Annotated in this window: 22 protein-coding genes and 5 pseudogenes; 6 read left to right on the top strand and 21 right to left on the bottom strand. The window is 69.1% G+C overall.

Annotated elements, in window-relative coordinates; all coding sequences use genetic code 11:
* The 20 genes and pseudogenes from BMG07_RS15965 to BMG07_RS15880 all read right to left on the bottom strand — a co-directional run bounded on the left by BMG07_RS15965 (position 1) and on the right by BMG07_RS15880 (position 18,110).
* Positions 1–2,745 carry a DUF4118 domain-containing protein gene (locus BMG07_RS15965; RefSeq protein WP_198085397.1) on the bottom strand — a complete coding sequence of 915 codons (2,745 nt, stop codon included), beginning with the start codon at positions 2,743–2,745 and terminating at the stop codon, positions 1–3.
* Positions 2,746–2,759: 14 nt separating this feature from the next.
* On the bottom strand, positions 2,760–2,894 hold the full coding sequence (locus tag BMG07_RS42255) for a hypothetical protein (protein ID WP_269759035.1): 135 nt from the start codon (positions 2,892–2,894) through the stop codon (positions 2,760–2,762).
* Positions 2,884–3,192, bottom strand: a complete 309-nt coding sequence (locus tag BMG07_RS15960; protein WP_269759034.1) for a hypothetical protein — start codon at positions 3,190–3,192, stop codon at positions 2,884–2,886. The genes BMG07_RS42255 and BMG07_RS15960 overlap by 11 nt, the downstream gene beginning before the upstream one ends.
* Positions 3,193–3,259: 67 nt before the next feature.
* Positions 3,260–3,901 carry a potassium-transporting ATPase subunit KdpC gene (gene kdpC / locus BMG07_RS15955; protein ID WP_198085395.1) on the bottom strand — a complete coding sequence of 214 codons (642 nt, stop codon included), beginning with the start codon at positions 3,899–3,901 and terminating at the stop codon, positions 3,260–3,262.
* 13 nt (positions 3,902–3,914) lie between these two features.
* Positions 3,915–6,097 (bottom strand): annotated as a pseudogene (gene kdpB / locus BMG07_RS15950) (potassium-transporting ATPase subunit KdpB).
* A gap of 13 nt (positions 6,098–6,110) precedes the next feature.
* Positions 6,111–7,909: pseudogene (gene kdpA / locus BMG07_RS15945) on the bottom strand (potassium-transporting ATPase subunit KdpA).
* A gap of 1 nt (position 7,910) precedes the next feature.
* Positions 7,911–8,009: a K(+)-transporting ATPase subunit F gene (gene kdpF / locus BMG07_RS15940; RefSeq protein ID WP_019657711.1), complete on the bottom strand. Its 99-nt coding sequence runs from the start codon at positions 8,007–8,009 to the stop codon at positions 7,911–7,913.
* The gene (locus BMG07_RS42250) at positions 8,006–8,128 is read right to left on the bottom strand and encodes a hypothetical protein (RefSeq protein WP_269759033.1); all 123 of its coding nucleotides are present in this window, start codon (positions 8,126–8,128) and stop codon (positions 8,006–8,008) included. Before BMG07_RS42250 ends, kdpF begins: the two co-directional genes overlap by 4 nt.
* A 117-nt stretch (positions 8,129–8,245) precedes the next feature.
* Positions 8,246–8,590, bottom strand: coding sequence for a hypothetical protein (locus BMG07_RS15935; protein WP_198085394.1), 345 nt, complete (start codon positions 8,588–8,590; stop codon positions 8,246–8,248).
* A 28-nt stretch (positions 8,591–8,618) separates the two neighbouring features.
* Positions 8,619–9,737 (bottom strand): YeeE/YedE family protein, encoded by a 1,119-nt coding sequence (locus BMG07_RS15930; RefSeq protein WP_198085393.1) that lies wholly within the window; start codon positions 9,735–9,737, stop codon positions 8,619–8,621.
* Between the two features lie 38 nt (positions 9,738–9,775).
* Positions 9,776–11,512 carry a thiosulfohydrolase SoxB gene (gene soxB, locus BMG07_RS15925; RefSeq protein WP_198085392.1) on the bottom strand — a complete coding sequence of 579 codons (1,737 nt, stop codon included), beginning with the start codon at positions 11,510–11,512 and terminating at the stop codon, positions 9,776–9,778.
* Positions 11,513–11,537: 25 nt separating this feature from the next.
* Positions 11,538–12,194, bottom strand: a complete 657-nt coding sequence (gene soxX, locus BMG07_RS15920; RefSeq protein ID WP_198085391.1) for a sulfur oxidation c-type cytochrome SoxX — start codon at positions 12,192–12,194, stop codon at positions 11,538–11,540.
* Between the two features lie 13 nt (positions 12,195–12,207).
* Positions 12,208–13,017: a sulfur oxidation c-type cytochrome SoxA gene (gene soxA, locus BMG07_RS15915; protein WP_198085390.1), complete on the bottom strand. Its 810-nt coding sequence runs from the start codon at positions 13,015–13,017 to the stop codon at positions 12,208–12,210.
* Between the two features lie 9 nt (positions 13,018–13,026).
* Positions 13,027–13,326 carry a thiosulfate oxidation carrier complex protein SoxZ gene (gene soxZ / locus BMG07_RS15910; RefSeq protein ID WP_198085417.1) on the bottom strand — a complete coding sequence of 100 codons (300 nt, stop codon included), beginning with the start codon at positions 13,324–13,326 and terminating at the stop codon, positions 13,027–13,029.
* Between the two features lie 81 nt (positions 13,327–13,407).
* Positions 13,408–13,862, bottom strand: a pseudogene (gene soxY, locus BMG07_RS15905) (thiosulfate oxidation carrier protein SoxY).
* Positions 13,863–13,881: 19 nt separating this feature from the next.
* Positions 13,882–14,949 carry a c-type cytochrome gene (locus tag BMG07_RS15900; protein ID WP_198085389.1) on the bottom strand — a complete coding sequence of 356 codons (1,068 nt, stop codon included), beginning with the start codon at positions 14,947–14,949 and terminating at the stop codon, positions 13,882–13,884.
* The gene (gene soxC / locus BMG07_RS15895; RefSeq protein ID WP_198085388.1) at positions 14,933–16,297 is read right to left on the bottom strand and encodes a sulfite dehydrogenase; all 1,365 of its coding nucleotides are present in this window, start codon (positions 16,295–16,297) and stop codon (positions 14,933–14,935) included. Before soxC ends, BMG07_RS15900 begins: the two co-directional genes overlap by 17 nt.
* Positions 16,298–16,314: 17 nt before the next feature.
* On the bottom strand, positions 16,315–16,620 hold the full coding sequence (locus BMG07_RS15890; RefSeq protein ID WP_374221287.1) for a c-type cytochrome: 306 nt from the start codon (positions 16,618–16,620) through the stop codon (positions 16,315–16,317).
* Between the two features lie 78 nt (positions 16,621–16,698).
* The gene (locus tag BMG07_RS15885; RefSeq protein ID WP_269759032.1) at positions 16,699–17,211 is read right to left on the bottom strand and encodes a hypothetical protein; all 513 of its coding nucleotides are present in this window, start codon (positions 17,209–17,211) and stop codon (positions 16,699–16,701) included.
* Complete coding sequence (locus BMG07_RS15880; RefSeq protein WP_269759031.1) at positions 17,208–18,110, bottom strand: MBL fold metallo-hydrolase; 903 nt, start codon at positions 18,108–18,110, stop codon at positions 17,208–17,210. Before BMG07_RS15880 ends, BMG07_RS15885 begins: the two co-directional genes overlap by 4 nt.
* A 177-nt stretch (positions 18,111–18,287) precedes the next feature.
* On the opposite strand from BMG07_RS15880, the gene BMG07_RS15875 reads away from it, so the two are divergent.
* On the top strand, positions 18,288–18,701 hold the full coding sequence (locus BMG07_RS15875; protein WP_198085385.1) for a DsrE family protein: 414 nt from the start codon (positions 18,288–18,290) through the stop codon (positions 18,699–18,701).
* Between the two features lie 16 nt (positions 18,702–18,717).
* Here BMG07_RS15875 and BMG07_RS15870 read toward each other — a convergent pair whose 3' ends face one another.
* Positions 18,718–19,044 (bottom strand): metalloregulator ArsR/SmtB family transcription factor, encoded by a 327-nt coding sequence (locus tag BMG07_RS15870; RefSeq protein WP_198085384.1) that lies wholly within the window; start codon positions 19,042–19,044, stop codon positions 18,718–18,720.
* 284 nt (positions 19,045–19,328) lie between these two features.
* Between BMG07_RS15870 and BMG07_RS15865 the strand changes: the two genes are divergently transcribed.
* From BMG07_RS15865 to BMG07_RS15845, 5 genes and pseudogenes are all read left to right on the top strand, one after another.
* Positions 19,329–20,435 carry an efflux RND transporter periplasmic adaptor subunit gene (locus BMG07_RS15865; protein ID WP_198085383.1) on the top strand — a complete coding sequence of 369 codons (1,107 nt, stop codon included), beginning with the start codon at positions 19,329–19,331 and terminating at the stop codon, positions 20,433–20,435.
* The gene (locus BMG07_RS15860) at positions 20,432–23,530 is read left to right on the top strand and encodes a MexW/MexI family multidrug efflux RND transporter permease subunit (RefSeq protein ID WP_198085382.1); all 3,099 of its coding nucleotides are present in this window, start codon (positions 20,432–20,434) and stop codon (positions 23,528–23,530) included. The genes BMG07_RS15865 and BMG07_RS15860 overlap by 4 nt, the downstream gene beginning before the upstream one ends.
* 17 nt (positions 23,531–23,547) lie before the next feature.
* Positions 23,548–24,980, top strand: a pseudogene (locus BMG07_RS15855) (efflux transporter outer membrane subunit).
* 35 nt (positions 24,981–25,015) lie between these two features.
* Positions 25,016–25,701 (top strand): annotated as a pseudogene (locus tag BMG07_RS15850) (helix-turn-helix transcriptional regulator).
* A gap of 40 nt (positions 25,702–25,741) precedes the next feature.
* Positions 25,742–26,059, top strand: a 318-nt coding sequence (locus BMG07_RS15845) for a superoxide dismutase (protein ID WP_374221285.1), incomplete at its 3' end; no start/stop codon positions are given.

Raw genomic sequence — 26,059 nt, 5'->3', positions numbered from 1 at the left:
TCAGAGTTGGGCTTCGGCCGGTTCGGGCGGCTCGCGGCGGGGCAAGGTGACCGTGAATTCTGCACCGCCGTCGCGGGCGTTGCCGGCCGCGATCTCGCCGCCGTGCGCGCTCACCACCGCCTTGCAGATGGCCAGGCCCAGCCCCACGCCGGGCGTGGCCGATTCGGCCTCGCCGCGCGTGAACTTGTCGAACAGCTTCTGCTCGTGGCCCAGCAACGCGGCGGGCAGGCCGGGGCCGTGGTCGCGCACCGTGAGCACCAGCGTGCCGGGCTCGGCCCGCGCGCCGACCACGATGGGCGGCGCGCCGTACTTGGTGGCGTTTTCGAGCAGGTTGACCAGCACGCGCTCGATCAGCACGACGTCGAACTCGACCAGCGGCAGCTCCGCATCGAGCGCGGTCTGCACGACCGTGTTGCCCAGCGAAGTGCGCGCCGCGCGAATGGCGGAGCCGACCACTTCTTCGACCGACTGCCAGTCGCGCCGCAGGTTGACCGCGCCGCCGGCAATGCCGCTTTCGAGCCGCGCCATGTCCAGCAGGTTGTTGACCAGCGCATGCAGCTCGTGCGCCTGCGCGACGATGGCGCGCGCGGCATCGGCGTGTTCTTCGGGCGGCAAGGTCTGCAGCGATTCGGCCAGCGCGATCAGCGCGGTGAGCGGCGTGCGTACGTCGTGCGAGATCGCGCCCAGCAAGGCGTTGCGCAGGCGCTCGGACTCCATCTCGACCACGGCCTGCTGCGCCACCTCGACGTAGTGCACGCGCTCCAGCGCAATGGCGATCTGCCGCGCCAGCGTGTCGAGCTGCTGCGCCTGCTCGGGAATCAGCAGCCAGCGCGGCTGCGCGGGCGACAGCGCGAGCACGCCGCGCACGCGCATCGGCGCCTGCAACGGCACGTAGTGCCAGGGCTGCGCCGCCAGCGTGGCGGTGGCAAGGCCGGCGGGCTGCCCATGGCGGAAGGCCCAGTCGGCCACCTGGGGCGCGAAGCCTTCGGGCGGGTCGGCGGGCATCATCAACTGGTCGGCCGCGTCCGTCACCAGCACCAGCGCATGGCCGCCGAAATGGCCCCGCACGGCGGCGGCGCCGAGCGTGACGACCTGCGAGCTTTCGAGCGCGGCCGACAGCTCGCGCGTGAGCTCGAACAGCGAGCGCGCGCGGCGCTCGCGGCTGGTCGACACGCCGGCCGCGAAGCGCAGGCCCGCCGTGAGCTGGCCCACCAGCAGGCCGACGCCCAGCATGATCGCGAAGGTCAGCACGTACTGCACGTCGCTCACCGCGAACGACATGCGCGGCGGCACGAAGAAATAGTCGAAGGCCGCGACGTTGATCAGCGCAGCCAGCGCCGAAGGTCCGCGCCCGAAGCGCATTGCCACGCCCACCACGCCCAGCAGGAACAGCATGACGATGTTCGACAGCTCCAGCACGCCGGCCAGCGGCGTGCAGACCAGCGTGAGTGCGATGCTGGTGGCCGCCGCCCAGGCATAGCCGGGCCAGTAGGTCGGCGCCTTCTCGTGGTCGTCGCTGTCGATGCGCGCGCCTTCCAGCGGCGCGCGCGACAGGCGGCGCGAGCTGTCGGCGGGCGCGACTTCCATGATGTCGAGCGCGGGCGCGCGTTGCGCCAGCGCGCGCGACAGCGCAAGCGGCGATGCGGCCGCGGGCCACCAGCGCCGCCAGCCGGTGGCGGGCTCGGCACGGCCCAGCACCAGCGTCGCGCAATTGAGCCGGCGCGCCTGCTCGGCCAGTTGCTCGGCCACGTCGGAGCCGGTGAGCACGGCCGTGGCCGCGCCCAACTCTTCGGCCAACTTGAGCACCGCGAGGATGCGGTCACGCTCTGCGGCCGCCAGCCGCTGCAGCCGGGGCGTCTCGACATACACCGCATGCCAGCGCACATTGAGCTGCCCCGCGAGCCGCGCGGCGGTGCGCACGGTTTGCGCCGCGCCCTCGTGCGGACCGACGCAGGCAAGGATGGCGCCCGAGGTGTTCCAGGCCTGCAGGCCCCGGCCGTTGCCGCCCGCGCCCGACTGCTCGACACGCCAGCCGCGCACGTCGTCTTCCACGTGCTCGGCGGTGCGGCGCAGCGCGATCTCGCGCAGTGCGATGAGGTTGCCCTTGCGAAAGAAGTTCTGCGCCGCGCGCTCGGCCTGCTGCGGCAGGTAGACCTTGCCGGCCGCCAGCCGCGCCGTGAGTTCGTCGGGCGTGACGTCGACCAGCACCACCTCGTCGGCCTCGTCGAGCACGGTGTCGGGCACGGTCTCGTGCACGCGCACGCCGGTGATGGCGCCGACCGTGCCGTTGAGGCTTTCCAGGTGCTGCACGTTGAGCGCCGACCACACCTCGATGCCGGCGGCCAGCAGCTCCTGCACGTCCTGCCAGCGCTTGGCGTGGCGCGAGCCGGGGGCGTTGGTGTGGGCCAGTTCGTCGACCAGCAGCACCGCGGGCTTGCGCAGCAACGCGGTGTCGAGGTCAAACTCGGCCAGCGTGCGGCCGCGGTACGCCAGCTCGCGCTGCGGCAGCGCGTCGAGTCCCTTGAGCAACGCGGCGGTTTCGCTGCGGCCGTGGGTTTCGATCACGCCGATCAGCACGTCGCGGCCGGCGGCATGCTCGCGCTGGGCGGCGCTGAGCATGGCCCAGGTCTTGCCGACGCCCGCGCTGGCGCCGAAGTAGATGCGCAGCTTGCCGCGCTGGGCGCGCGCCTCGTCGCTGCGCAGTTGCGCGAGCAGGGCGTCGGGGTTGGGACGGTCGTCGTGCATCGGTACGGCGCAGGTTATCGCATCGGAGGGTCCTTGCGGCGGCGCCCGGCATGCCGCCGCGCGGTGCGCGAGAGCACCCACCAAGCAAAGCCCAGCGGCACGAACAGCGCCGCCATGGCGAGCAGGGCCAACAGCAGATCAGTGACCATGGCGCAGGCCGCAGCGCGCGAGGTGTTCGCGCCAGCTCACGAGCCGGCCGATTTCGCCGGAAGGCACGCATTCGATCAGGCGGTGCAGCACGTCGGCATAGCTGGCCAGCGGCAGGCGGATCATCAGGCGCACGCAGGGCGCGTCGCTTTCCTGCGTGCTGCAGGCATGCAGCAGCGGCTCGCAGCGCACCACGCCCGCGTCGGGGCAGCCGGCAACGCTGCGGCGCACGCGCAGCGCGTCGGCGCAGCAGACGGTGACGTCGAGCACGTAGAACGGGCGGCTGCGGGGCGTGTTCATGAGCGCGTGCGTTCGCGGCACGCCAGGGTGTTCTCTGTAGGCGGCATAGGCCATTTTTTGTTGCTCCTCAACGCGGGGTCGAAGGACTGAAGGAACCGGAAGAAGCGTCGAGTGCGATGTTCAGCGCGAGCACGTTGACCCGCGACTCGCCCAGGAAGCCCCACTTGGGCCCCTGCGTGTTGTCGGCGATCAGCGTGTTGATGCGATCGATCGGCAAGCCGCGCACGCGCGCGACACGCGCCGCCTGGTAGTGCGCAGCGGCCGGGCTGATGTCGGGGTCGAGCCCGCTGGCCGAGGCCGTGACGAGGTCGACCGGCACCGGCGCGGTGTTGCCCGGGTCGGCGGCGCGCAGCGCCTCGACGCGCGCCTTGACCGCATCGGTCAGCGCGGGGTTCAGCGGCCCCTGGTTGGCGCCGCCGGAGGCCACGCCGTTGTAGGGCTGCGGCGAAGTGGCCGACGGGCGGCCCCAGAAGTGCTTCGGGTCGCTGAAGTTCTGGCCGATGAGCCTGGAGCCCACGGTCGTGCCGTCGAGCACGATCAGGCTGCCGTCCGCCTGCGCGGGGAACACCGCTTTCGCGGCGCCGGTGACGGCCATCGGGTAGATCAAACCGGTGAGCGCGCTCATCAGCACGAAGAGCACGAGCGCGGGGCGGACGATGCCGCCGCCGTTGTTGTTGCTGCCGTTGTTGTTGGTGATGTTGCTTGTCATGACGAATGACTCCTCAGACCAGGTGGACTGCAACGAGCAGCCAGTCGATCAGCTTGATGCCGATGAAAGGAACGAGCAGGCCGCCCAGGCCGTAGATGGCCAGGTTGCGGCGCAGCAGCGCGGCGGCGCCGACGGGCCGGTAGCGCACGCCCTTCAGCGCCAGCGGAATCAGGAACACGATGACCAGCGCATTGAAGATCACCGCCGACAGGATGGCCGACGACGGGCTTGCCAGCCGCATCACGTTGAGCGCGCCCAGTTGCGGATAGGTCGACACGAAGATCGCCGGAATGATCGCGAAGTACTTCGCCACGTCGTTCGCGATCGAGAAGGTGGTGAGCGAGCCGCGCGTCATGAGCAGCGCCTTGCCGGTCTCCACCACCTCGAGCAGCTTGGTCGGGTTGGAGTCCAGGTCGACCATGTTGCCGGCCTCCTTCGCGGCCTGCGTGCCGCTGCCCATGGCCACGGCCACGTCGGCCTGCGCCAGCGCGGGAGCGTCGTTGGTGCCGTCGCCGGTCATGGCCACGAGGCGGCCGTCGGCCTGGTACTGGCGGATCAGCGCGAGCTTGTCTTCGGGCGTGGCCTCGGCCAAGAAGTCGTCGACGCCCGCTTCGGCCGCGATGGCGGCGGCCGTGAGCTTGTTGTCGCCGGTGATCATCACCGTCTTGATGCCCATGCGGCGCAGCTCGGCGAAGCGCTCCTTGATGTCGGTCTTGACGATGTCCTTGAGCTCGACCACGCCGAGCACGCGGTTGCCCTCGGCCACGGCCAGCGGCGTGCTGCCGCGGCGTGCCGTTTCCTCGGCCGCGCGCAGCACCTCGGGCGCCATCACGCCGCCCAGCGCCTCGATGTGGCGGCGCACCGCGTCGACCGCGCCCTTGCGCAGCAGGATGTCGTCGGTGTCCAGGCTGTTCGCCGCCGCCGGCAGGTCGACACCGCTCATGCGGGTCTGCGCGGTGAAAGGCACGAAGCGCGCGCCGTCGACCGAGGTGGTGTCCAGCCCGTCGCGGCGGGCCAGCTCGACGATGCTGCGGCCTTCGGGCGTTTCGTCGGCCAGCGAGGCGAACATGGCGGCGCGCGCAAGGCGGGCCTTCGGAATGCCGGGCGCCGGCAGGAACGACGTGGCCTGGCGGTTGCCGTGCGTGATGGTGCCGGTCTTGTCGAGCAGCAGCACGTCGACGTCGCCGGCGGCTTCGACCGCGCGGCCCGAGGTGGCGATCACGTTGGCCTGCATCATGCGGCTCATGCCGGCCACGCCCACGGCCGACAGCAGGCCGCCGATGGTGGTCGGGATCAGGCACACCAGCAGCGCGACCAGCGCGGTGAGCGACACCACGGTGCCGGCACCGGCGGCTTCCACGCTGAACACCGAGAACGGCAGCAGCGTGACCGTGACCATCAGGAACACGATGGTCAGCGCCACCAGCAGGATGGTCAGCGCGACTTCATTCGGCGTCTTCTGGCGCTTGGCCGCTTCGACCATGCCGATCATGCGGTCGAGGAACGACTCGCCCGGGTTCACCGAGATGCGCACCACCAGCCAGTCGGACAGCACGCGGGTGCCGCCGGTCACGGCCGAGAAGTCGCCGCCCGACTCGCGCACCACGGGCGCCGATTCGCCGGTGATGGCGCTCTCGTCGACCGAGGCCACGCCTTCGATCACTTCGCCGTCGAGCGGAATCACGTCGCCGGTCTCGACCAGCACGACGTCGCCCTTGCGCAGGTTGGGCGCCTGCTCCGGCAGCCAGCTGTGGGCCCCCGCGCTTGCCACTGCGTGTGCCGTGCTGCCCCCGAGGGGGCTGCTTCGCCCTGGGGCGGCCCGGCGGCGAAGCGCGCACCGTGATGCGGCTCGTGCAGCTTCTTGGCCCAGGTGTCCTTGCGCAGGCCGCGCAGCGACGCGGCTTGCGCCTTGCTGCGGCCTTCGGCCAGGGCTTCGGCGAAGTTGGCGAACAGCACGGTGAACCACAGCCAGATGGTCACGGCCAGCACGAAGGCGGGCTTCATGCCGGTGTCGCCCGGGAAGCTCAGCGCATGCACCCAGAGCAGCGTGGTCAGGATGCTGCCGATGTACACGATGAACATCACCGGGTTGCGCCACTGGGTGCGCGGGTTCAGCTTGGCAAAGGCGCCCCACAGGGCGGGCTTGACCAGCGCCGCATCGAACAGCGAGAGAGAGGTTTTTGTATTGGCAGTCATGGTGCGCTCCTTCTTATTTCCAGAGCACGAGGTGTTCGACGATCGGACCGAGGGCCAATGCCGGCACATAGTTGAGCAGGCCGACCAGCAGCACCGTGCCGATCAGCAACGAGACGAACAGCGGGCCGTGCGTGGGCAGCGTGCCGCTGGTGACGGGCAGGCGCTTCTTGGCGGCCAGCGCACCGGCCACGGCGAGCACCGGCACGATCATCGCGAAGCGGCCGAGCCACATGGCCAGCGCGAGCAGGCCGTTGTAGAAGGGCGTGTTGGCCGACAGGCCCGCGAAGGCGCTGCCGTTGTTGTTGGCGGCCGAGGTCAGCGCGTACAGGATTTCAGAGAAACCGTGCGCACCGGGGTTCGCGATGCCGGCCTTGCCGGCGGTGGCAATCACCGCCACCGCCGTGCCCGCCAGCACCAGAACGGGCGTGACCAGGATGGCGATGGAGATGAGCTTCATCTCGCGCACCTCGATCTTCTTGCCCAGGTACTCGGGCGTGCGGCCGATCATCAGGCCGGCGATGAACACCGCCAGCATCGCGAAGATCAGCATGCCGTACAGGCCCGAGCCCACGCCGCCGAACACCACTTCGCCCAGCTGCATGAGCACCATCGGCACCATGCCGCCCAGCGGCGTGAGCGAGTCGTGCATGACGTTGACCGCGCCGCACGAGGCGGCCGTGGTCACGGCGGCGAACAGCGACGAGGCATTGATGCCGAAGCGCAGCTCCTTGCCTTCCATGTTGCCGCCGGCCTGCAGCGCGCTGCCCACCTGGTCGACACCGAGCGAGGCGAACAGCGGATTGCCGGCCTGCTCGGCGGGCGTGATGACCGCCACGGCAATGACGAACATGATCGTCATCGCGGCCAGCACGGCCCAGCCTTGGCGCATGTCGCCGACCACGCGGCCGAAGGTGAAGCACAGCGCGGCCGGGATCAGGAAGATCGCGATCATCTGCAGCAGGTTCACCAGCGCCGTCGGGTTCTCGTAGGGGTGCGCCGAGTTGGCATTGAAGAAGCCGCCGCCGTTGGTGCCCAGCATCTTGATGGCCTCTTGCGAAGCCACCGGACCCATGGCCAGCGTCTGCGTCTTGGTGGTGGCGTCTTCCATCACCGGCTGGCCCTTGTCGTCCTTCAGCGGCTGGCCGTCGGCGCCGTTCTTCGGCTGCTGGAAGGCCGTGGTCTCCAGCGTGTTCACCGTCTTGTAGGCATCGAAGTTCTGGATCACGCCCTGGCCCGCGAAGACCATGGCGATCACGAACGAGATCGGCACCAGCACCCATAGCGTGATGCGCGTGATGTCGGCCCAGAAGTTGCCGACCAGTCCCTTGCCGTCGCCGCGCCGCGCGAAGCCGCGCACCAACGCGAAGGCCACCGAGATGCCGGTGGCGGCGGACAGGAAGTTCTGCACCGTGAGCCCGAGCATCTGCGTGAGATAGCTCATGGTCGACTCGCCGGCGTAGCTTGCCAGTTGGTGTTGGAAACGAAACTCACCGCGGTGTTGAAGGCCGAGTCGGGCGACACGGCCGTCATGCCCGCGGGGTTCAGCGGCAGCCAGCCCTGCAGGCGTTGCAGCGCGTAAAGAAAGATCGCGCCGATGGCGTTGAAGGCCAGCAGCGCGAGCGCGTAGCGCAGCCAGTGCATCGACTGCTCGGGCTTCGTGCCCGCGAGCTTGTAGAGCGGCGCCTCGACGCGCTGCATCCAGCGCGGCACGCGCTCGCCACACAGCGCGGCAAGGAACTTGCCAACGGGCCAGGCCAGCACGAGCAGCAGGGCCAGGAAAAGGGCCAGCAGGCCCCAGGCGGAAGAAGTCATTTCAGAATTCCTCCGCGCAAATGAGCGCGAACACGAGGTAGGCGAACAGGACCACGGCAATCAGCGCGCCGAAGCCGTAAAGAACTTCGAGGCTGATCACGATGACGCTCCGTCGGTTGTTTTCGGCGGGTTCGGTGCGTCGAGCCTGTTCAGCCCGATCACCATGGCCCCCACCACGGCCCACAGCGCCAGCAAGGCGCCCATCCAGACGATGTCCATACACATCACTCCTGCAAAAAAGACAGGCTTCAGTCTCGGCAGTCGTGCGTCAAAACGGGGGAAAGAGTGGGGAGGGGGGCGTAAAGAAAGCGTAAAAACGGCGGGCGCGCGGCGGCGTCAGCGCGGGTCCCGCGTTCTTGAGAACGCCCCGAGCAGGGCCGCGCCCCTGAAGGCCCGCCAGAGACCGAAGGGCACCAGCAAGGCGCCCAGCAACCGCTGCGGCAGCGGCTCGAAGTGCAGGATCATCCAGACCCCCAGCGCGCCGAGCGCGAGCCCGCCCACGATGTTCAGCAGGCCGGCGCTGAGCCACTGCAGCTTCAGGAGCTGCATGGCGGCATCCAGGATCCGCTCGGCCAGCCTGAGTTGGAAGTGGCTGGCCAGCACGTAGAGACAGAGCAGCAGCAACGGGGCCACCGCGATGGCGATCAGGAAGTACGCCAGGAGGCTGATCAGGGTGCCCATGGCGTTCGGTCCGTCGCTGCCGGCGGGCTCAAAGCTCCCGCTGGAGCTGCCAGGCCTGGTACTTCAGGCTCGCCACCGCGCCCACCACGATTCCCAGAATCGCCGGCAGGCTCGCCAGGCTCAGGGTCGACAGCGCGCTCAGCCCCTGCCCGATGGTGCAGCCCATCGCGGTGACGCCGCCGACGCCCATCAGCACCGCGCCGCCCATATGGTGCGCGAGGTCGCTGGTGCCGGCAAAGCCTTCCCAGCGGAATTCGCGCGACCACAGCGCGTGCACCGCCGCGCCCACGACCACACCCGCCACCGACACGATGCCAAGGGTCAGCAGCTTGTTGGCGTCGCTGTAGAACATCAGCCAGTCGATCGCGTAGGCCACTGGCGTGACAAAACTCAATGCCTCGGCGCGGCCGGAGTTGGTGGCCAGGAACACGTGTTCGAGCGTCAGCGGATGTTCCTCGACGACGGCCCAATGCCCGCTGAGCCACCACGCCGCGGCCACGAGCAAACCGATCAGCAGGCCGCCCACGAGGCTGCGCACATCGCGCGTTTCGCGGCGGCCCCACGCGGCCCACGCGATGAGCGCGCCGCCGATCACCAGCCCCATCAGCAGGCGCAGCGACGGCGCGTGCATCTTCAATGCCGAGGCCAGCACGTCGGGCAGCGAGGCATTCGTCGTCACGTCGAAGTGCACGTGGTCCACGGTCGCCACGCGCAGCACGGCCGTGATGCCCTTGAGCGTGGCGAAGGCCGCGACGCCCATCACCAGCAGCACGACCAGCGCCTTGAGGCTGCCGCCGCCCACGCGCACCAGCGTCTTGTTGCCGCAGCCCGAGCACAGCACCATGCCCGCGCCGAACAGCAACCCGCCCACCAGCGCCGACAGCCACAGGATGCGGCTCGATGCATAGAGCGTGCGGTCGGCATCGACCAGCCCCGCGAACACCAGCGCCGAAAAGCCGATGAGCGCCACGCCGCCGGCCGCCGCCCATTGCTTCACGCGCGTCCAGTCGCCCAGGTTCACCACGTCGCTGATGGCGCCCATGGTGCAAAAGCGCGTGGAACGCGCGACGGCGCCGAACACGGCCGACAGCACGAAGGCGGCCGCGAGCGCGAGCGACGTGAGAAGAGAGACTTGCTCTACAGACATGCGGCGATTCTAGGGAGCGCGCCGCCGCGCGGGGCGTCTCAGCCCAGCCCCGGGTTGGGCGCGATGTTCTTGAGCACCGGCTCCTCGGGCCGGCGCGCGGTCACGACCTTGCGCGACTTCAGCCACGGCTCGATCACTTCCCACACCGGCTTGTTGCCGGCGCTGCGCGCCTCTTCGCTCACCGGCGCCCAGCCCGCCACCTTGTAGTTGCGCCCGGCCTCGATCGGCTTGCCGCCCAGGCGCATGTCCTGGATACGCTGGCCCATGCCGGCCGTGGGGTCGCAGGCGTACTGCAGCCCGCCCACGCGCACCATGTCGCCGCCCTGCTGGTAGTACGGGTCGGGGTTGAAGAGGTTGTCGCAGACGTCTTCGAGCACGGTCTTGAGCATCTCGCCGCTCATCTGCGTCACGGTGGCGTACGAGTACGTGGTGGCCGTCATGTCCATCAGCCATTCGCGCGTGATAGGCTGGCCCGGCAGCAGCGAGGTGCCCCAGCGGAAACCGGGCGAAAAGGCGATGGGGGCGTCCTGCACTTCCATCAGCGCGTCGAGCAGCAGCTGGTCGCCGGTGCCGTTGAAGTTGCCGCGCCGGTACAGCGAGCCGTCAGTGTGCGCGAGCGTTTCCGACAGCTTGGCCTCGTAAGGGGCGCGGATGCGGGTGATGAGCGCGTCCATCTCCTTGTCGGCCGGAATCAGGTCCGAGAACACGGGCAGCAGGCGGTAGCGGAAGTCGCTGACCTTCTTGCCCTTCACGTCGAAGTCGATCACGCCGAGGAACTTGCCGTTGGAGCCGCCGTTGACCACGATGGTCTTGCCGCCCGCGTTGCTCACCAGCGTGGGCATGGGCGTGCCGTCGTGCGTGTGGCCGCCCAGGATGGCGTCGATGCCGGTCACGCGGCTGGCCATCTTCAGGTCGACGTCCATGCCGTTGTGCGACAGCACCACGACCACCTGCGCGCCCTTGCCGCGCGCCTCGTTCACCACGCGCTGCAGGTTGTCGTCCTGGATGCCGAAGGTCCAGTCGGCCACCATGTAGCGCGGGTTGGCGATGGGCGTGTACGGAAAGGCCTGGCCGACGATGGCGCAGGGCACGCCGTTGATCTCGCGCATGACATACGGCTTGAACACCGGGTCGCCGAAGTCGGCGGTCTTGACGTTCTGCGCGACGAATTCGACGCGGCCCGCGAAGTCTTTCTCGATGATCTCCTTCACCCGTTCCATGCCGTAGGTGAACTCCCAGTGCCCGGTCATCACGTCGACGCCGAGCAGCTTGCATGCGTCGACCATGTCCTGCGCGTTCGTCCACAGCGAGGTGGCCGAGCCCTGCCAGGTGTCGCCGCCGTCGAGCAGCAGCGCGCCGGGCCGGCTGGCCTTGAGCTGCCTGACCAGCGTGGCCAGGTGCGCGAAGCCGCCGACCTTGCCGTAGCGCTGCGCGGCGCTGTCGAAGTCCAGGTAGGTGAGCGCATGCGCCACGCGCGTGCCGGGCTGCACGCCCGCGGCCTTGAGCAGGTGCTCGCCCACCAGGTGCGGTACCTTGCCGCGCATGGCGCCCACGCCGATGTTCACGCTGGGCTCGCGAAAGTACAGCGGCTTGAGCTGCGCGTGGCAATCGGTCATGTGCAGCATCGACACGTTGCCGAAGCGCGGCAGCGTGTAGAGGCTGTCCATGGCCGCGGCAGCCGCGGCGGCGTTGCTGCCGCCGTGGCTGCCGAGCCCGAAGCCGGCCACGCTGCCGGCGCCGAGCATCTGGAGGAACTCGCGCTTGGAAAGGTTCATGGGAGAAAAGCGTTCCGCCGCCGGGTCAGCGGTTGACGGGCGATTGCGGGTCGAGCAGCAGGCCCATCACGTCGCGGATCTGCTGCTCGTTCAGGATGCCCGAGTGGCCGACGCGCGGCATGTTCGAGCAGGCGTTGTAGGCGCGCGCGTTCCACAGCTTGCCCCAGGTGTATTCGACGATGGGCCTGGAAGCTGCGCTGGCCGGCTCGCTCACGCCGCGCAGCTTGCCGTAGTGGTACAGGCTGGGGCCGAGCGTGCCGAAGGAGATTTCTTCCTTCGACATCTGGTGGCAGTTGTAGCAGTTGCCGCCGTTGGCCGAGGCGGTGGCCGGGTCGCTCCAGGTCAGGCCGCGCCCGTTCTGCGCGATTTTTTCGCCCTCGCGCCAGTCGCCGATGAACTTGCCGTCCGCCGGCCAGCGGATGGTCCTCATGTTGGCGGCCTCGATGTCCTTGGTGGTCTTGTCGTCCAGCGGCTTGCCGCTGGCGTCGGCCTCGCTGCAGGCGAGGTTGGCCGGGTCCTGCACGAGGCGCTCGACCTTGGCGATGCCCTGGTCGCGGAAGGAGCGTTGCAGCGCCTCGGCGGTGAGCTTGTCCAGGTCTGCGGCGCTGTCGACGGACGCGCAGCCGAACACGGTGAGCGCGCAGGCCACGGCCATGGCGCCGAGGATGTGGTCGGTTTTCATGGAGCGTGTTTCCTCAGCGCTTGATGGCGGGGGCCGTGGTCTTGCCGCCCTTGCCGTTGACGCCCATGTACACGGCCAGCGCCACGGTCACGTCGCTGGCATAGCCGGGGTACGGAAAGCGCTGCTGGCGAAAGCAGTCGTTCAGCCGACGCTGCATGCCCCACAGCTCGCCCGACGACACGCGGTAGGCCGGCCAGGCGCCGAAGCCTTCGCCCGCGCCGGGGTTCTTCGTGAGGTTGGGCAGGTCCTGCAGGCGGATGCGCTTGCCGTCGGCGCCGTGGCAGGTGGCGCAGGCAAAGTCGTGCGGGCCGGCGCGCAGGAAGAACAGGCGCTTGCCGACCTCGTAGGCACGGCGCTCCGTCGCGTGCGACTGCGGCAGGTTCAGCGGCAGGCCCTTGGACTCGGCCGAGATCCATGCCACCAGCCCCTCGATGTTCTTCTGCTCGCCGCTGCCGAACGGCGTCTTCGCGATCTCGGCGGCGTCGAAGCCCTGCAGCGTCTGCATGCAGGTGAGCAGGCGCGACTCCATGTCCTGCACGCGGCCGGTGTCGGCAAAGTGGCGCGGCAGTTCGGCGAAGGCGCCCTTGACCACGCCCGGGCCCTTGCCCAGGTCGCACTTCTCGAGCGACGCGTTCTTGGGCCCGCGCTTCTGCTTCCAGAGGTCTTCGCCCTTGGCTTCGAACAGCTCGGCGGGGTTGCCGTCCTGCAGCAGCGCGCGGTACTCGGCAATGCCTTCGGCGGTGGTCTTCTGCGCCGCGGCGTGAAACGGCAGGCAGCAGCCTGCCAGCGCCACCAGCAGGCCCAGGCGTGTGGTCTTGTTCATGGCGCCCGCCTAGCTGACGGTGGCTTCGTCGGTGCGCGTTTCGCCGCGGTTGTCTTTCCAGGTCACGGCGATCTTGTCGCCGGCCTTCGCGCCCTTGAGCGTGAACTGCATGAACGGGTTCTTCGACACGGCCGGCCCCCAGTCGGCGGTGAGCACGGTCTTGCCGTTGAGCGAGGCCGAGACCTCCTGGATGAACCAGGCCGGAATGGTCTTGCCGGCGGCGTCCTTGCGCTGGCCGGTTTCCATTTCGTGCGCCATCAGGATGCGCACGGTCGTCTTGTCGCCCGAAGCCTGGGCGCGGATGCGCATGGGATCTGCTGCCATGATGTCTTGTCTCCTTGTTGTTGTCTTCGTCGTCGTGAGGTGCTTGCGTGCGGGTTCGCCGCGCCGTCAACCGCCGCAGCCGCCCAGCGTGACCTTCACTTCCTTCTTCGCATAGAAGGCCTTGCCGTCGTTCATGATCGCGATGGCGTACACGTCGGACGACTGGCCCAGCTTGGCGCGCGTGGTGAAGTTGGGCTCCACGAACTCCGAGGTGTTGAAGATCGCGACCACGGCGTCGGGTTCTTCTCGACCAGCAGCATCAGCTGCTTCACGCCGCCCAGCGTGGTGGCCACGCTCAGCGGCACCACGGCGCCGTTCTCGGCGATGTCGGGGCCGGTGATGGTCACGTCCTTGCTCTCGGCGGGCGCGCCGGCGCCCACGGCCTTCAGCGCGTCGGCCACGCTCTTGGCCTCGAAGGCATCCTTCGAATACGCGAGCGCCGTGGCGGGAAGCCAGGCGGCGGTGGCCGCCAGGCCCGCGAGGGCGGCGGATTGCTTGAGCATCTGTCTGCGGTTCTTCATGGGGTTGTCTCCTGTCGATTCATGGTCCGGCACTGTCCGAGAGCCAGCGTGCGATGGCCTTGGCATCTTCGTCGGCGATGGCCTGCGGCGGCATCGGGATCGCCCCCCAGACGCCCGTGCCGCCGGCCTTGATCTTCTGCTGCAGGTGGTCGGCCTGGCCCGGATACTTCTTGGCGATGTCCGAGAAGGCGGGGCCCACGAGCTTCTGCGTCATGCCGTGGCAGGCGGTGCAGCTGTTCTTCTCGAGCAGCGCAACGGGTGCTTTCGATGCGGCTGCGGCGGCCGCGGGCTGCGGCGCGCCGGTCTTCACGGCCGCCGGCGGCGCGGTCTCGATGCCGTGCTGCGCGCCCACCAGCCGGTTCTGGTCGGCCAGGTTGCCGTGGCTGCCGCGCGCATGCGGCGGCAGCTGCGCCACCTTCTGCTCGGCCGGCACGCAGTCGCGCATGCAGGCCACGGCCGCGACGTCGGGCTTGGCGCCGCGACCGAACTCCGCGCCCGGCCACATCGCGTGCGCGGTGGTCGCGCCGTTGCGGTTGGGCATGCGGGCCTGCACCTCGCGGATGTTCTTGTCGGACAGCGTGAAGTCGTCGGGCACGATGCCGCCGAGGTTCAGCATGTAGGCGGTCACGGCGTACACGTCGTCGGGCGTCAGCGACTTGGGCTGGTTCCACGGCATGGCGCGATACACGTAGTCCCACACGGTCGACAGGCTCGAGACCTTCATCAGCGTGGTGCGGCCCGGAAAGGCCGGGTCCTTCAGGCGCGCCACGTGGCCGGTCTTGATGTCGTCGGCCGTGGTGCCGCCGACGATCGGGCTGAACACCTGGTTCGATTCGCCGAACACGCCGTGGCACGACGCGCACTTGCCTTCCCACAAATCCTGCCCGCGCGCCACCGAGCCCGAGCCGGGCGGCAGGCCCTTGAAGTCGGGGCGCACGTCGATGTCCCAGGCGGCCACTTCCTTGGGCGTGGCGTCGCGGCCGATGCCGGGGTAGCCCGTTGCCGTTTTCGGCTGCGCCCACGCGGCAACGCACACGCCGCAGGCAGCCACCAGCGCCAGCAGCGCGCGGCTAGGAAAGCTGGACATTCGCCACCTCCCCGCTTTGCTGCACCTGCCACGACTGGATCGCGTTGTTGTGATAGATCGAGCGCGTGCCGCGCACGGCGCGCAGCTGGCGGTAGCTCGGCTGCACGTAGCCGGTGTCGTCCATCGCGCGGCTCTGGATGATGGCGGGCGTGCCGTCCCACACCCAGTCGATGTTGAAGCGCGTGAGGCACTTGGACAGCACCGGCGACTCGAGCCGCGCGGTGCGCCAGTTGCGCCCGCCGTCCACGCTCACGTCCACGCGCTTCACCTTGCCGCGCCCCGACCACGCCAGGCCGGTGATGTTGTAGAAGCCCTTGTCCAGCAGCATCTGCCCGCCCGAAGGCGTGGTCACCACGCTCTTGCATTCCTGGATGCTGGTGTACTGGCGGTGCTGGCCGTCGGGCATGAGGTCGACGTAGTGCACCGTCTCGTCCTTGGTGCCGTAGGGCTGGTCGCCCAGCTCGATGCGGCGCAGGTACTTGACCCAGCTCACGCCCTGCACGCCGGGCACCACCAGCCGCAATGGGTAGCCCTGCTCGGGGCGCAGCATCTCGCCGTTCTGCCCGTAGGCCACCAGCACCTCGCCCGAACGGATGAGGCTCATGGGAATGGTGCGCGTCATCGAGGAACCGTCGGCGCCTTCGGCCAGCACGAAGCGTTCGCCTTTCAGGTCGGCGCCGGCCATTTCGAGCAGCGTGATCAGCGGCACGCCCGTGAACTCGCTGCACGACAGCATGCCGTGCGTGTACTGCGCGGTCGGCACCGCGACGTTGCCCCACTCCATGCCGGTGTTGGCACCGCACTCGATGAAGTGAAAGCGCGACACCGAAGGCAGCCGCATCAGCTCGTCGAGCGTGAAGACCTTGGGCGCCTTCACCATGCCGTTGATCATCAGCCGGTGCTTCGACGGATCGATGTCCCACCAGCCCTGGTGGTGCCGCTCGAAGTGCAACCCGCTCGGCGTGACGATGCCGAACAGCGACTGCAGCGGCGCGAACGACACCGAGGCCTGCGCGGTCGGCGTGAGCCCCGGGCTCTGGCGGCGCTGCACGTTGGCCTCGTACTTGGAGGGCTTGCCGTAGCCGTCGGTGACCACCGCCTGGCCCAGGCCCGTGCTGTGCGCGGGCAACTGAAGAATGGCGGGATCGCCGTCGCCGACGGCACCGGGCTGCGCAAGCGCGGACGAGGCCGCCGTGCCCGCAACGGCGGCGGCGAAGGCGTTGCGAATGAAATCGCGGCGCCCCGCATGGGCCTGCGAGAAGACCGTGCGCACGCCCTGTGCGTCGACGAAATTCTCCGGTGCCTTGCGCACCTGCCCGGGCTGCTGCTGGATGCTGCTGGCGCTCATGGCGGGCCTTGCGCGGCTTACTTCGCGCCGCCCAGCACCCACGCGGCCAGCGCCTTGGCGTCGGCCTCGCTCATCGCGGGCTGGGCCGGCATCGGCACCGCGCCCCACTTGCCGCTGCTGCCCTTCTGGATGCTGGCGGTGAGCACGGCCATGGCGTCGGCCTGGCCGGCGTACTTTTTCGCGACGTCTTGATAAGCCGGGCCGACCAGCTTCTTGTCGACCGCGTGGCAGGCCAGGCAGGCGTTCTTCTGGGCGAGTTCCTTGTTCGCGTGAACCTGGGTCGAAATCAGCAATGCGGCGGCAACCGCGAGCGACGGCAACAACTTCAATTCTGTCTCCTCGAAACTCGCATCGAAGCTGCCAGTTTCATCGTTAAATAAGTAAATCGTTATGTAATGATTTTAGGAGCGATCGCGCGGAAGGGAAGGGCTGGATGGTTGGGGGAAACCCGCCTGCGCGCGGGCCTGCCGCAACCGCTCTTCGAGGTAGGCGCCGTAGAAGTCCGATGCGCCGCCGACCAGCCGCTCGGCGACCTCGCGGCCGTTGCGACCGAAGAAGAGCACGGTGGGCGCGACGGTGATGCCCCATGCCTTGAGCAAGGCCTCGTGCGTGAGCGGCGCACCGTCGAAGCCGCGCACCGCGCGCGTGTCGCGAAAGTCGATCTGCACCACGGGCAGGCCCGCCGCGAGCTCAGGCGCGAGGTAGTGCTCGCGCACGATCTTGCAGAACGGGCAGCCCTGCAGGCTGGCCATGACGACCAGCGGTTGTTGCCGCGCGAGCGCCTTCGCGAGCGCATCGGCAAGCGATGCCGGCGACGGCAATGCCGATTCCGCCGCGCGGCTTGCGGGCACCACGCACAGCGCGGCCATGGCCACGACGGCGTGGCGGCGCGTGGCAACAGGGCCACGTTTCATCGCGCCTCCTGCTCCATCAGCAGGTAGGTGTTGTAGGCGTTCATGCGGTTGGCGGCCTTGAACAGGGGCAGCGACTCGTACGCCGACCAGTCGGTGGCGGCATAGGCCTCGTCGAACGGCGTCATGTCGGCCGCGGCCTTCTTCATCGCGCCGCGCAGGAAGACGAGGTAGTCGCGCGTGTGGCGCAGGTCCTGCTGCGGCTCGGTCGACGCCGGTCCGTGGCCCGGCACGATGACGCGCGCATCGAGCGCCAGCAGGGCGTCGAGCGCCGCGATCCAGTGGCGGCTGTCGGCCGTGCCCACGTACGGAATGCGGTTGCGGAACACGATGTCGCCCGAGAACAGCACCTGCTGCTTCGGCAGGTAGATGGCCAGGTCTTCGGGCGTGTGCGCGGGCCCGGCCGGCTGCAGCACGAAACGCGTGCCGCCGATGGTCATCTCGGTGCGGCCGTCGATCCACACGTCGGCGGGCACGAGCCGCGTGCTGTCGTCGATCCACGGCGCGAGGTCCTTGCGCGAGGCTTCGAGCCGCAGGCGCGCGGCGTCGGAATACAGGTACGCCTTGCCCAACGTGTGCGCCACCACCTGCGCGCCCAGCGCCTTGAACACCTGCAGCCCGTACACGTGGTCGGCGTGGTAGTGCGTGAGGATGACGTGGCTGATCGGCTTGGGCGTGATCCTGCGGATCTGCGCCACCAGCTTTTCAGCGGCGGCGGGCGAGCCGAGCGCGTCGATCATCACCACGCTGTCCTGCGTGACGACGAAGCCCGCGTTGGAAATGAAGTTCTGGTTGGCCGGCGAGCCCAGCGCCGGAATGCCCTGCACGTAATAGACATCGGGCGCCACGCGCAGCGGCTCGATGTCGGGTGCCGCGAAGGCGGTGGCAGTTGCCACTGTCATTGCCATCGCCAGCAACGCGCTCGCTGCCGCGCGTGCAAGCTGCCGCGGGCCTCGAAGAAGAGCCATGAACATCGTGTGTCGTCTCCTGCCGTGGCGATGGCCTCGGGCTTGCCCGGCTGTACATATAAGCAGAAGATGATATTTTGCGAACGACGACAACAACCAGAGGGTTTCCCCATGAGACACGCATTCATCGCCTTCCTGCTCGCCATGGTCGCTTCGTTCGCGGGAGCGCAGGAGGTCAAGGTGGTCTATCACGTGAACACCGGCGTCGAGACCAGCGCGGCGGTGCTCGCCAACATCACCAACCACCTCAACGCGGACCCGAAGGCGAAGATCGTGGTGGTGACGCACGGCCCCGGCATCGACTTTCTTCTGACCGACGCCAAGGACAGCAAGGGCCGCGAGTTCAGCGGGCCGGTGAGCGCGCTGGCCGCGCGCGGCGTGGAGTTCAGGGTGTGCAACAACACGCTGACCACGCGCCACATCGACGCGGGCAAGCTGCTGATGGAAGCCAAGGTCGTGCCCTCGGGCGTGGCCGAGGTGGCGCGGCTGCAGGCCAAGGAAGGCTACGTGTACCTGAAGCCCTGAGGCGCCCGAAGGCCGCTTATTCCTGCTCGATGGCGATCTGCACGCAGATGCTGCGGCACAGCGCCACCACGGTCTCGTTCGCGATGCTGTAGTAGATGCTCACGCCCTCGCGGCGTCGGGCCAGCACGCCCGCCTGGTAGAGCGTGTTCAGGTGCTGCGACATGTTGGGCTGGGTGGTGTCGATCTCGGCCAGCAGCTCGCTCACGTTCTTCTCGCCGTTGCACAGCAGGCTGACGATCTTCAGCCGCATGGGCGCGGCCATCGCCCGGAACAGTTCGGCGGCCATGTCGAAGACCTCGTCCTCGGTGACGGCCGCGGGCTTTTTTCGGGATTTGGTGGCCATGCTGAAAGATTCCTGAGCAGGCCGCAATGTACATCGGCCTCCGGCGGCCCGGGTCGATGCACGGCACCCGGGTGATGGCTTTCGCCCGCCGCGTTGTCACAGGCGACACCGCTCGCCCGTCTTCAGGTCTGCGGCATTCGCCGCGCAAGCACCTGGAGAACCCAACATGCACAGCTTCACGCAGATAGCCCTGCCCTATGGCGGCCATTGCAACGTCCTTGTCGACAGTCCGTCGGCCCCCAATAATAATCAAAGCACATTCTTTGATAAATAACGGACTGCATATGAACAAGCATTCAAAGGCCTGGCTCGGCGCCGGGCTCGCGGCGGCAGTGGTGGTGGGAGGCGTCGGCTACGGGCTCGCGACGAAGTCCCGGGCGGCCGAAGGCGGCGGCGGCACGCCGCCCGCCAAGGTGGCGGTGGCCGTCGCCCGCAAGACCGAGGTGGCGCGCTTTCTCAGCGGCATCGGCACGCTGGAGGCCAACCGCCAGGTCGAGGTGCCGGCCGAGGCCGAAGGGCGCGTGGCGAAGATCCTCTTCACGCCCGGCGGCGAAGTGCGCGCGGGGCAGCTGCTGGTGCAGCTCAACGACGCGCCCGAGCAAGGCGACCTCGAGCGCCTCACGGCCCAGCGCGCCAACGCTCGGGCCCTGCTCGAGCGCACGCGCCGGCTGGTGCCGCAGCAGGCCGCCACGCAGGAGCAGCTCGACCAGGCGCAGGCCGGTTTCGACCAGGCCAGCGGCGACCTGCGGCGCGCGCAGGCCATGCTCGAGCAGAAGCACATCAAGGCGCCGTTCGACGGCGTGCTGGGCATCCGCAAGGTCAACCTCGGCCAGTTCGTGCGCGCCGGCGACGCGCTGGTGTCGCTCACCGACAGCCGCACGCTGTTCGCCAACCTCACGCTGCCCGAAACCGCCCTGCCCGCGCTCAAGCGCAACCAGCAGGTGGCGCTTTCGGTCGATGCGTATCCGGGCCGCGTGTTCCAGGGCAGGCTGACCACCATCGAGCCGCAGATCGGCAGCGACACGCGCACCGTGCGCCTGCAGGCCACCATCGACAACGCCGACGGCGCGCTCACGCCCGGCATGTTCGTCAACGGCAAGGTCGCGCTGCCCGCGCGCGCCGACGCCATCACCGTGCCCGAGACCGCCATCACCTACAGCACGCACGGCGACGCGGTGTTCGTGGTGCGCGCCGCCGACAAGGGCAACGGCTTCACCGCGCAGCAGGTGTTCGTGAAGGCCGGCGAGCGGCAAGACGGCCGGGTCGTCATCGAGCAGGGGCTGCAGGCCGGCGACAAGGTCGTCACCTCGGGCCAGCTGCGCCTGTACACCGGCGCCGCCGTCGCGCCGGCCGACAAGGACACGCTGGCCCTGCAGGAGCCGAAGTCATGAAGTTCACCGACCTCTTCGTGCGCCGGCCCGTGCTGGCGCTGGTGGTGAGCACGCTCATCCTGCTGCTCGGCGCGCGTGCGCTGGGCGACCTGCCGGTGCGCCAGTACCCGCTGACCGAAAGCACCACGCTCACCATCACCACGCAGTACCCCGGCGCATCGCCGGAGCTGATGCAGGGCTTTGTCACCCAGCCCATTGCGCAGGCGGTGGCGACCATCGAGAACGTCGACTACCTGTCGTCTTCCTCCACCCTGGGCCGCAGCGTGATCAGCGTGCGCATGAAGCTCAACGCCGACGCCAACCAGGCGCTCACGCAGGCCATGGCGCAGGTCAGCCAGGTGAAGTACCGGCTGCCGGCCGAGGCCTTCGACCCCGTCATCCTCAAGTCGTCGGGCGAGGCCACGGCCGTGGCCTACGTGGGCTTCTCGAGCCAGACGATGCCGATGCCCGCGCTCACCGACTACCTCTCGCGCGTGGTGCAGCCGCAGTTCGCGTCGATTCCCGGCGTGTCGGGCGTGGAGGTGTCGGGCGGGCAGACGCTGGCGATGCGCGTGTGGCTCGACCCCAACCGCATGGCCGCGCGCGGCATCTCGGCCGGCGAGCTGGCCGACGCCCTGCGCCAGAACAACGTGCAGGCCGCGCCCGGACAGGTCAAGGGCCTGTACGTGGTGTCGAACATCCGCGTGAACACCGACCTGGTGAACGTGGCGGAGTTTCGCGACATGGTGGTCAAGCGCGACGGCGATGCCATCGTGCGCCTGGGCGACGTGGCCACGGTCGAGCTGGGCGCCGCGAGCGCCGACAGCAGCGCCACCATGGACGGCACCCCCGCCATCTACCTGGGCCTGCAGGCCGCGCCCAACGGCAACCCGCTGGTCATCGTGAAGCGCATTCGCGACCTGCTGCCCGGCATCAAGCAGAACCTGCCGCCGGGCGTGGAGGTGCAGCTGCCCTTCGAGCTCGCGCGCTTCATCGAAGCCTCGATCGACGAAGTGCAGCACACGCTGCTCGAAGCCATTGCCATCGTGGTGGTGGTGATCTTCCTGTGCCTGGGCTCGGTGCGCGCGGTGCTGATCCCGGTGGTGACGATTCCGCTGTCGATGCTGGGCGCCGCCGCGCTGATGCTGCTGTTCGGCTTCAGCATCAACCTGCTGACCCTGCTGGCGATGGTGCTGGCCATCGGGCTGGTGGTGGACGACGCCATCGTGGTCGTGGAGAACGTGCACCGGCACATCGAAGAAGGCAAGTCGCGCGTGCAGGCCGCGCTGATCGGCGCGCGCGAAGTGGCCGGCCCGGTGATTGCCATGACGCTCACGCTGGCCGCGGTGTATGCGCCCATCGGGCTCATGGGCGGGCTCACGGGTTCGCTGTTCAAGGAGTTCGCCTTCACGCTCGCGGGCGCGGTGGTGGTGTCGGGCGTGATCGCGCTCACGCTGTCGCCGGTGATGAGCTCGTTCCTGCTGCCGCAGGACCCCGCCGGCAGCCGCATGTCGCGCGCGGCGGAGTCGTTCTTCCACGGCCTGTCGACGCGCTACGGCCGGCTGCTCGACGTGTCTCTGCACCACCGCTGGGTGACGGGTGCGTTCGCGGTGGTGGTGCTGGCGAGCCTGCCCTTCCTGTACAACGCGGCGCAGCGCGAGCTGGCGCCGGGTGAAGACCAGGCCATGGTGCTCACGGCCATCAAGTCGCCGCAGCACGCCAACATCGACTACGTCGAGAAGTTCGGCAAGAAGTGGGACGAGGTGTTCGCCGGGCTGCCCGAGAACACCGGCCGCTGGCTCATCAACGGCTCCGACGGCGTGTCGAACAGCATCGGCGGCGTGCAGCTGTCGGACTGGAAGGACCGCAAGCGCAACGCCGACCAGATCCAGGGCGACACGCAGGGCCGCATGAACGAGGTCGAGGGCAGCAGCGTCTTCGCGTTCCAGCTGCCGTCGCTGCCGGGCTCGACCGGCGGGCTGCCGGTGCAGATGGTCATTCGCAGCGCGGGCGACCACCGCAGCGTGTTCGAGGCCATGGAAACACTGAAGAAGTCGGCGCGCGAGAGCGGCAAGTTCGCCGTGGTCGACAGCGACCTGGAGTTCAACAACCCCACGGTCGAGATCCGCGTGGACCGCGCCAAGGCCAACAGCATGGGCGTGACCATGAAGGCCATCGGCGACACGCTGGCGGTGCTGGTGGGCGAGAACTACGTCAACCGCTTCGGCATGGACGGCCGCTCGTACGACGTGATTCCGCAGTCGCCGCGCGACCAGCGCCTGACGGCCGAGGCGCTGTCGCGCTACTACGTGAAGAGCGCCAGCGGCCAGCCCGTGCCGCTGGCCAACCTGGTGCAGCTGTCGACCAGCGTGGGGCCCAACAAGCTCACCCAGTTCAACCAGCTCAACGCGGCCACCTTCCAGGCGATTCCGATGCCGGGCGTGACCATGGGCGACGCGGTGGCGTTCCTGAGCGAAGAGGCGAAAAAGCTGCCGGCCGGCTTCAGCTACGACTGGCAGTCGGACGCGCGACAGTTCACGCAGGAAGGTTCGGCGTTGGTGATGGCCTTCGTCTTCGCCATCGTGGTGATCTACCTGGTGCTGGCGGCGCAGTACGAGAGCCTGCGCGACCCGTTGATCATCCTGATCAGCGTGCCGATGTCGATCTGCGGTGCGCTGGTGCCGCTGGCGCTGGGCTTGGGCACCATCAACATCTACACGCAGATCGGGCTGGTGACGCTGATCGGGCTGATCAGCAAGCACGGCATCCTGATGGTGGAGTTCGCCAACGAGATCCAGATGCACAAGGGCCTCGACCGGCGCGCGTCGATCGAGGAGGCCGCGCGCATCCGCCTGCGCCCCATCTTGATGACCACCGCCGCGATGGTGATGGGCCTGGTGCCGCTGCTGTTCGCGAGCGGCGCGGGTGCCAACAGCCGCTTCAGCATCGGCCTGGTCATCGTGGTCGGCATGCTGGTGGGCACGCTGTTCACGCTGTTCGTGCTGCCCACCATGTACACGCTGCTGGCCCGCGACCACCGCCCCGCGAGCCGATCGCAACGCGCCACCGAACTCGATGCGCTGGCCGCGCGCGAACCGGCGGCGGAACACGCCTGATGCCAAGGAGCACGACCATGAACCGACTCTTTTCCTACGCCGCGCCTTTTGCACTGAGCGTGCTGGTGCTGGCCGGCTGCGCCGTCGGGCCGACCTACACCGCGCCGGCCGATGCGCCGGTCGCCATCTCGCGCCCGAGCGCTCGCTGTTCGCCGACGACGCGGTGCAGCGCGACTGGTGGCGCCAGCTCGACGACCCGCAGCTCGATGCGCTCATCGACCGCGCGCTGGCCGCCAACCACGACATCCGCATCGCGCAGGCCCGGCTGCTCGAAGCCCGCGCCACGCAGACCGGGGCCGAGCTCGACCGGCTGCCGGTGGTCACCGCCGGCGCGAGCAAGACGCGCGGCATCGCGCAGGGCAACAACGGCGCGCAGCCCGACGTGCGCTCGCTGTCGCAGAGCAGCCGCGCGGGCTTCGACGCCTCGTGGGAAATCGATCTGTTCGGGCGCCTGAAGCGGCTCGACGACGCCGCCACCGCGCGCGCCGAAGCCAGCGCGGCCGACCTCGAGCAGGTGCGCATCGTGGCCGTGGCCGAGCTGGCCCGCAACTACTACGAGATGCGCGGCGCCGAGCAGCGCATGGCCGTGACGCGGCGCACGCTCGACAGCCTGCACGGCAGCCTGCGCGTGACCGAGGCGCAGGTGCAGACCGGGCGCGCGCTCGAAGGCGACCTGGCGAGCGCGCAGGCCAACCTGGCGACCACCGAGAGCCAGTTGCCCGCGCTGGAAACCACGCGCCGCCAGGCGGCCTACCGCGTTGCGGTGCTGGCCGGCCTGCGCCCCGCCGAGCTGGAGCCGATGCTGCAGCCCCGGCCGCTGCGCGTGCTCGACAAGCGCCTGCCGGTCGGCGACCTGAGCGACCTGCTGCGCCGCCGCCCCGACGTGCTGCGCGCCGAGCGCGGCCTTGCGGCCAGCACGGCCGACGTGGGCGCGGTCACGGCCGAGCTGTATCCGCGCTTGGACATCGGCGGCTTCCTGGGCTTCATCGCGCTGCGCGGGTCGGACCTGGGCAGTTCGTCGAGCCGGGCCTTCAGCGTGACGCCGGGCGTGAGCTGGCCTGCCCTGCGGCTGGGCTCGGTCAAGGCCCGCGTGCGCGGCGCCGAGGCCCGCGCCGAAGGCGACCGCGCCCTGTACGAGCAGACCGTGCTGCGCGCCATCGAGGACGTGGAAGGCGCCCTCACCAGCTACGGCCAGAACCAGCTGCGCCTGCAGCGGCTGGCCGAGGCCTCGGCACGCAGCGGCCGCGCCGCCGAACTGGCCGAGGTGCGCTACCGCGAAGGCGCCGCGCCCTACCTGAGCGTGCTCGACGCCCAACGCACCCTGCTGCGCGCGCAGGACGCGGTGGCCGAGGCCGAAACCGCCTCGTACACCAGCCTCGTCGCGCTCTACAAGGCGCTGGGCGGCGGCTGGCAAGCACCCGCCGGAACAAGGGGAGGCCCAACCACCTGACAATGGCACCGTTTTCCTCCACGATCGAACTCGCCATGTCCGCCCCAGATGCCGCCAAGCCCACCTGGATGCCGCACCAGCCGGCAGACCGCATCCTCTCGACGCTCAAGACCCGCGGCGCGCTCGGCATTCCCGACATCGCCAAGATCCTGAGCGTCACGGTGGAAGCGGTGCGCCAGCAGATGGCCAAGCTGGAGGCCGAAGGCCTGGTCGACGCCGAGAGCCGCTCCAGCGGCCGCGGCCGGCCCACGCAGATCTGGCGGCTGACCGGGGAGGGCCACAAGCGCTTTCCCGACACGCACGCCGAAATGACGGTGCAGATGATCAGCGCCGTCATCGGCGTGTTCGGCGAGAAGGGCATGGACCAGCTCATCTCGCGCGCGAGGCCACCATGCGCGCCAACTACACCGAGGCCATGCGCGGCGCGCGCAGCCTGAAGACGCGGCTGGAGCGGCTGGCGGAAATCCGCAGCCGCGAAGGCTACATGGCCGAGTTCCGGGCCGACGACGGCGACGGCGACGGCGGGGGCGACGGTTTTCTCTTCATCGAGAACCACTGCCCCATCTGCACCGCCGCGCAGGCCTGCACCGGCTTTTGCCGCAGCGAGCTGCAGCTCTTCGACGAAGTGCTGGGGCCCGACGTGAGCGTGAGCCGCGTCGAACACGTGCTCGCGGGCGCGCGGCGCTGCGCCTACCGGGTCGTGCCCAAGGCGGCCAACTGAATCCGTTTTTCTTTTCTTTCAACAACCACAAGGAACCACGATGGAACACAAGCTCCCACCCCTGCCCTACGCGCTCGACGCACTGGCACCCGAGTACTCGCAAGAGACGCTGGAATACCACTACGGCAAGCACCACAACGCGTACGTCGTGAACCTCAACAACCTGCAAAAGGGCACCGAGTTCGAGGCGATGACGCTCGAAGAGATCGTCAAGAAGTCCAGCGGCGGCATCTACAACAACGCCGCCCAGATCTGGAACCACACCTTCTTCTGGAACTGCATGAAGCCGCAAGGCGGCGGTGCTCCCAGCGGTGCGCTGGCCAAGGCCATCGACGCCAAGTGGGGCAGCTACGACGCC

The organism is Variovorax sp. E3 (genome assembly GCF_016082275.1).
GTDB lineage: Bacteria > Pseudomonadota > Gammaproteobacteria > Burkholderiales > Burkholderiaceae_C > Variovorax.
This window is presented reverse-complemented; position numbering and strand designations above follow the sequence as displayed.

Bases quoted from the DNA above. Each gene is read 5' to 3' on its own strand.
- BMG07_RS15960 (WP_269759034.1), bottom strand. From the start codon at position 3,192: ATGAACACGCCCCGCAGCCGCCCGTTCTACGTGCTCGACGTCACCGTC.
- BMG07_RS15870 (WP_198085384.1), bottom strand. From the start codon at position 19,044: ATGGCCACCAAATCCCGAAAAAAGCCCGCGGCCGTCACCGAGGACGAG.
- BMG07_RS15885 (WP_269759032.1), bottom strand. From the start codon at position 17,211: ATGAAACGTGGCCCTGTTGCCACGCGCCGCCACGCCGTCGTGGCCATG.
- BMG07_RS15935 (WP_198085394.1), bottom strand. From the start codon at position 8,590: ATGGGCACCCTGATCAGCCTCCTGGCGTACTTCCTGATCGCCATCGCG.
- BMG07_RS15965 (WP_198085397.1), bottom strand. From the start codon at position 2,745: ATGCACGACGACCGTCCCAACCCCGACGCCCTGCTCGCGCAACTGCGC.
- BMG07_RS42255 (WP_269759035.1), bottom strand. From the start codon at position 2,894: ATGGTCACTGATCTGCTGTTGGCCCTGCTCGCCATGGCGGCGCTGTTC.
- soxX (WP_198085391.1), bottom strand. From the start codon at position 12,194: ATGAAAACCGACCACATCCTCGGCGCCATGGCCGTGGCCTGCGCGCTC.
- soxC (WP_198085388.1), bottom strand. From the start codon at position 16,297: ATGAGCGCCAGCAGCATCCAGCAGCAGCCCGGGCAGGTGCGCAAGGCA.
- BMG07_RS15865 (WP_198085383.1), top strand. From the start codon at position 19,329: ATGAACAAGCATTCAAAGGCCTGGCTCGGCGCCGGGCTCGCGGCGGCA.
- BMG07_RS42250 (WP_269759033.1), bottom strand. From the start codon at position 8,128: ATGGACATCGTCTGGATGGGCGCCTTGCTGGCGCTGTGGGCCGTGGTG.
- soxZ (WP_198085417.1), bottom strand. From the start codon at position 13,326: ATGCGCATCCGCGCCCAGGCTTCGGGCGACAAGACGACCGTGCGCATC.
- soxA (WP_198085390.1), bottom strand. From the start codon at position 13,017: ATGAACAAGACCACACGCCTGGGCCTGCTGGTGGCGCTGGCAGGCTGC.
- BMG07_RS15860 (WP_198085382.1), top strand. From the start codon at position 20,432: ATGAAGTTCACCGACCTCTTCGTGCGCCGGCCCGTGCTGGCGCTGGTG.
- kdpC (WP_198085395.1), bottom strand. From the start codon at position 3,901: ATGACAAGCAACATCACCAACAACAACGGCAGCAACAACAACGGCGGC.
- BMG07_RS15875 (WP_198085385.1), top strand. From the start codon at position 18,288: ATGAGACACGCATTCATCGCCTTCCTGCTCGCCATGGTCGCTTCGTTC.
- BMG07_RS15930 (WP_198085393.1), bottom strand. From the start codon at position 9,737: ATGTCTGTAGAGCAAGTCTCTCTTCTCACGTCGCTCGCGCTCGCGGCC.
- BMG07_RS15900 (WP_198085389.1), bottom strand. From the start codon at position 14,949: ATGTCCAGCTTTCCTAGCCGCGCGCTGCTGGCGCTGGTGGCTGCCTGC.
- soxB (WP_198085392.1), bottom strand. From the start codon at position 11,512: ATGAACCTTTCCAAGCGCGAGTTCCTCCAGATGCTCGGCGCCGGCAGC.
- BMG07_RS15880 (WP_269759031.1), bottom strand. From the start codon at position 18,110: ATGACAGTGGCAACTGCCACCGCCTTCGCGGCACCCGACATCGAGCCG.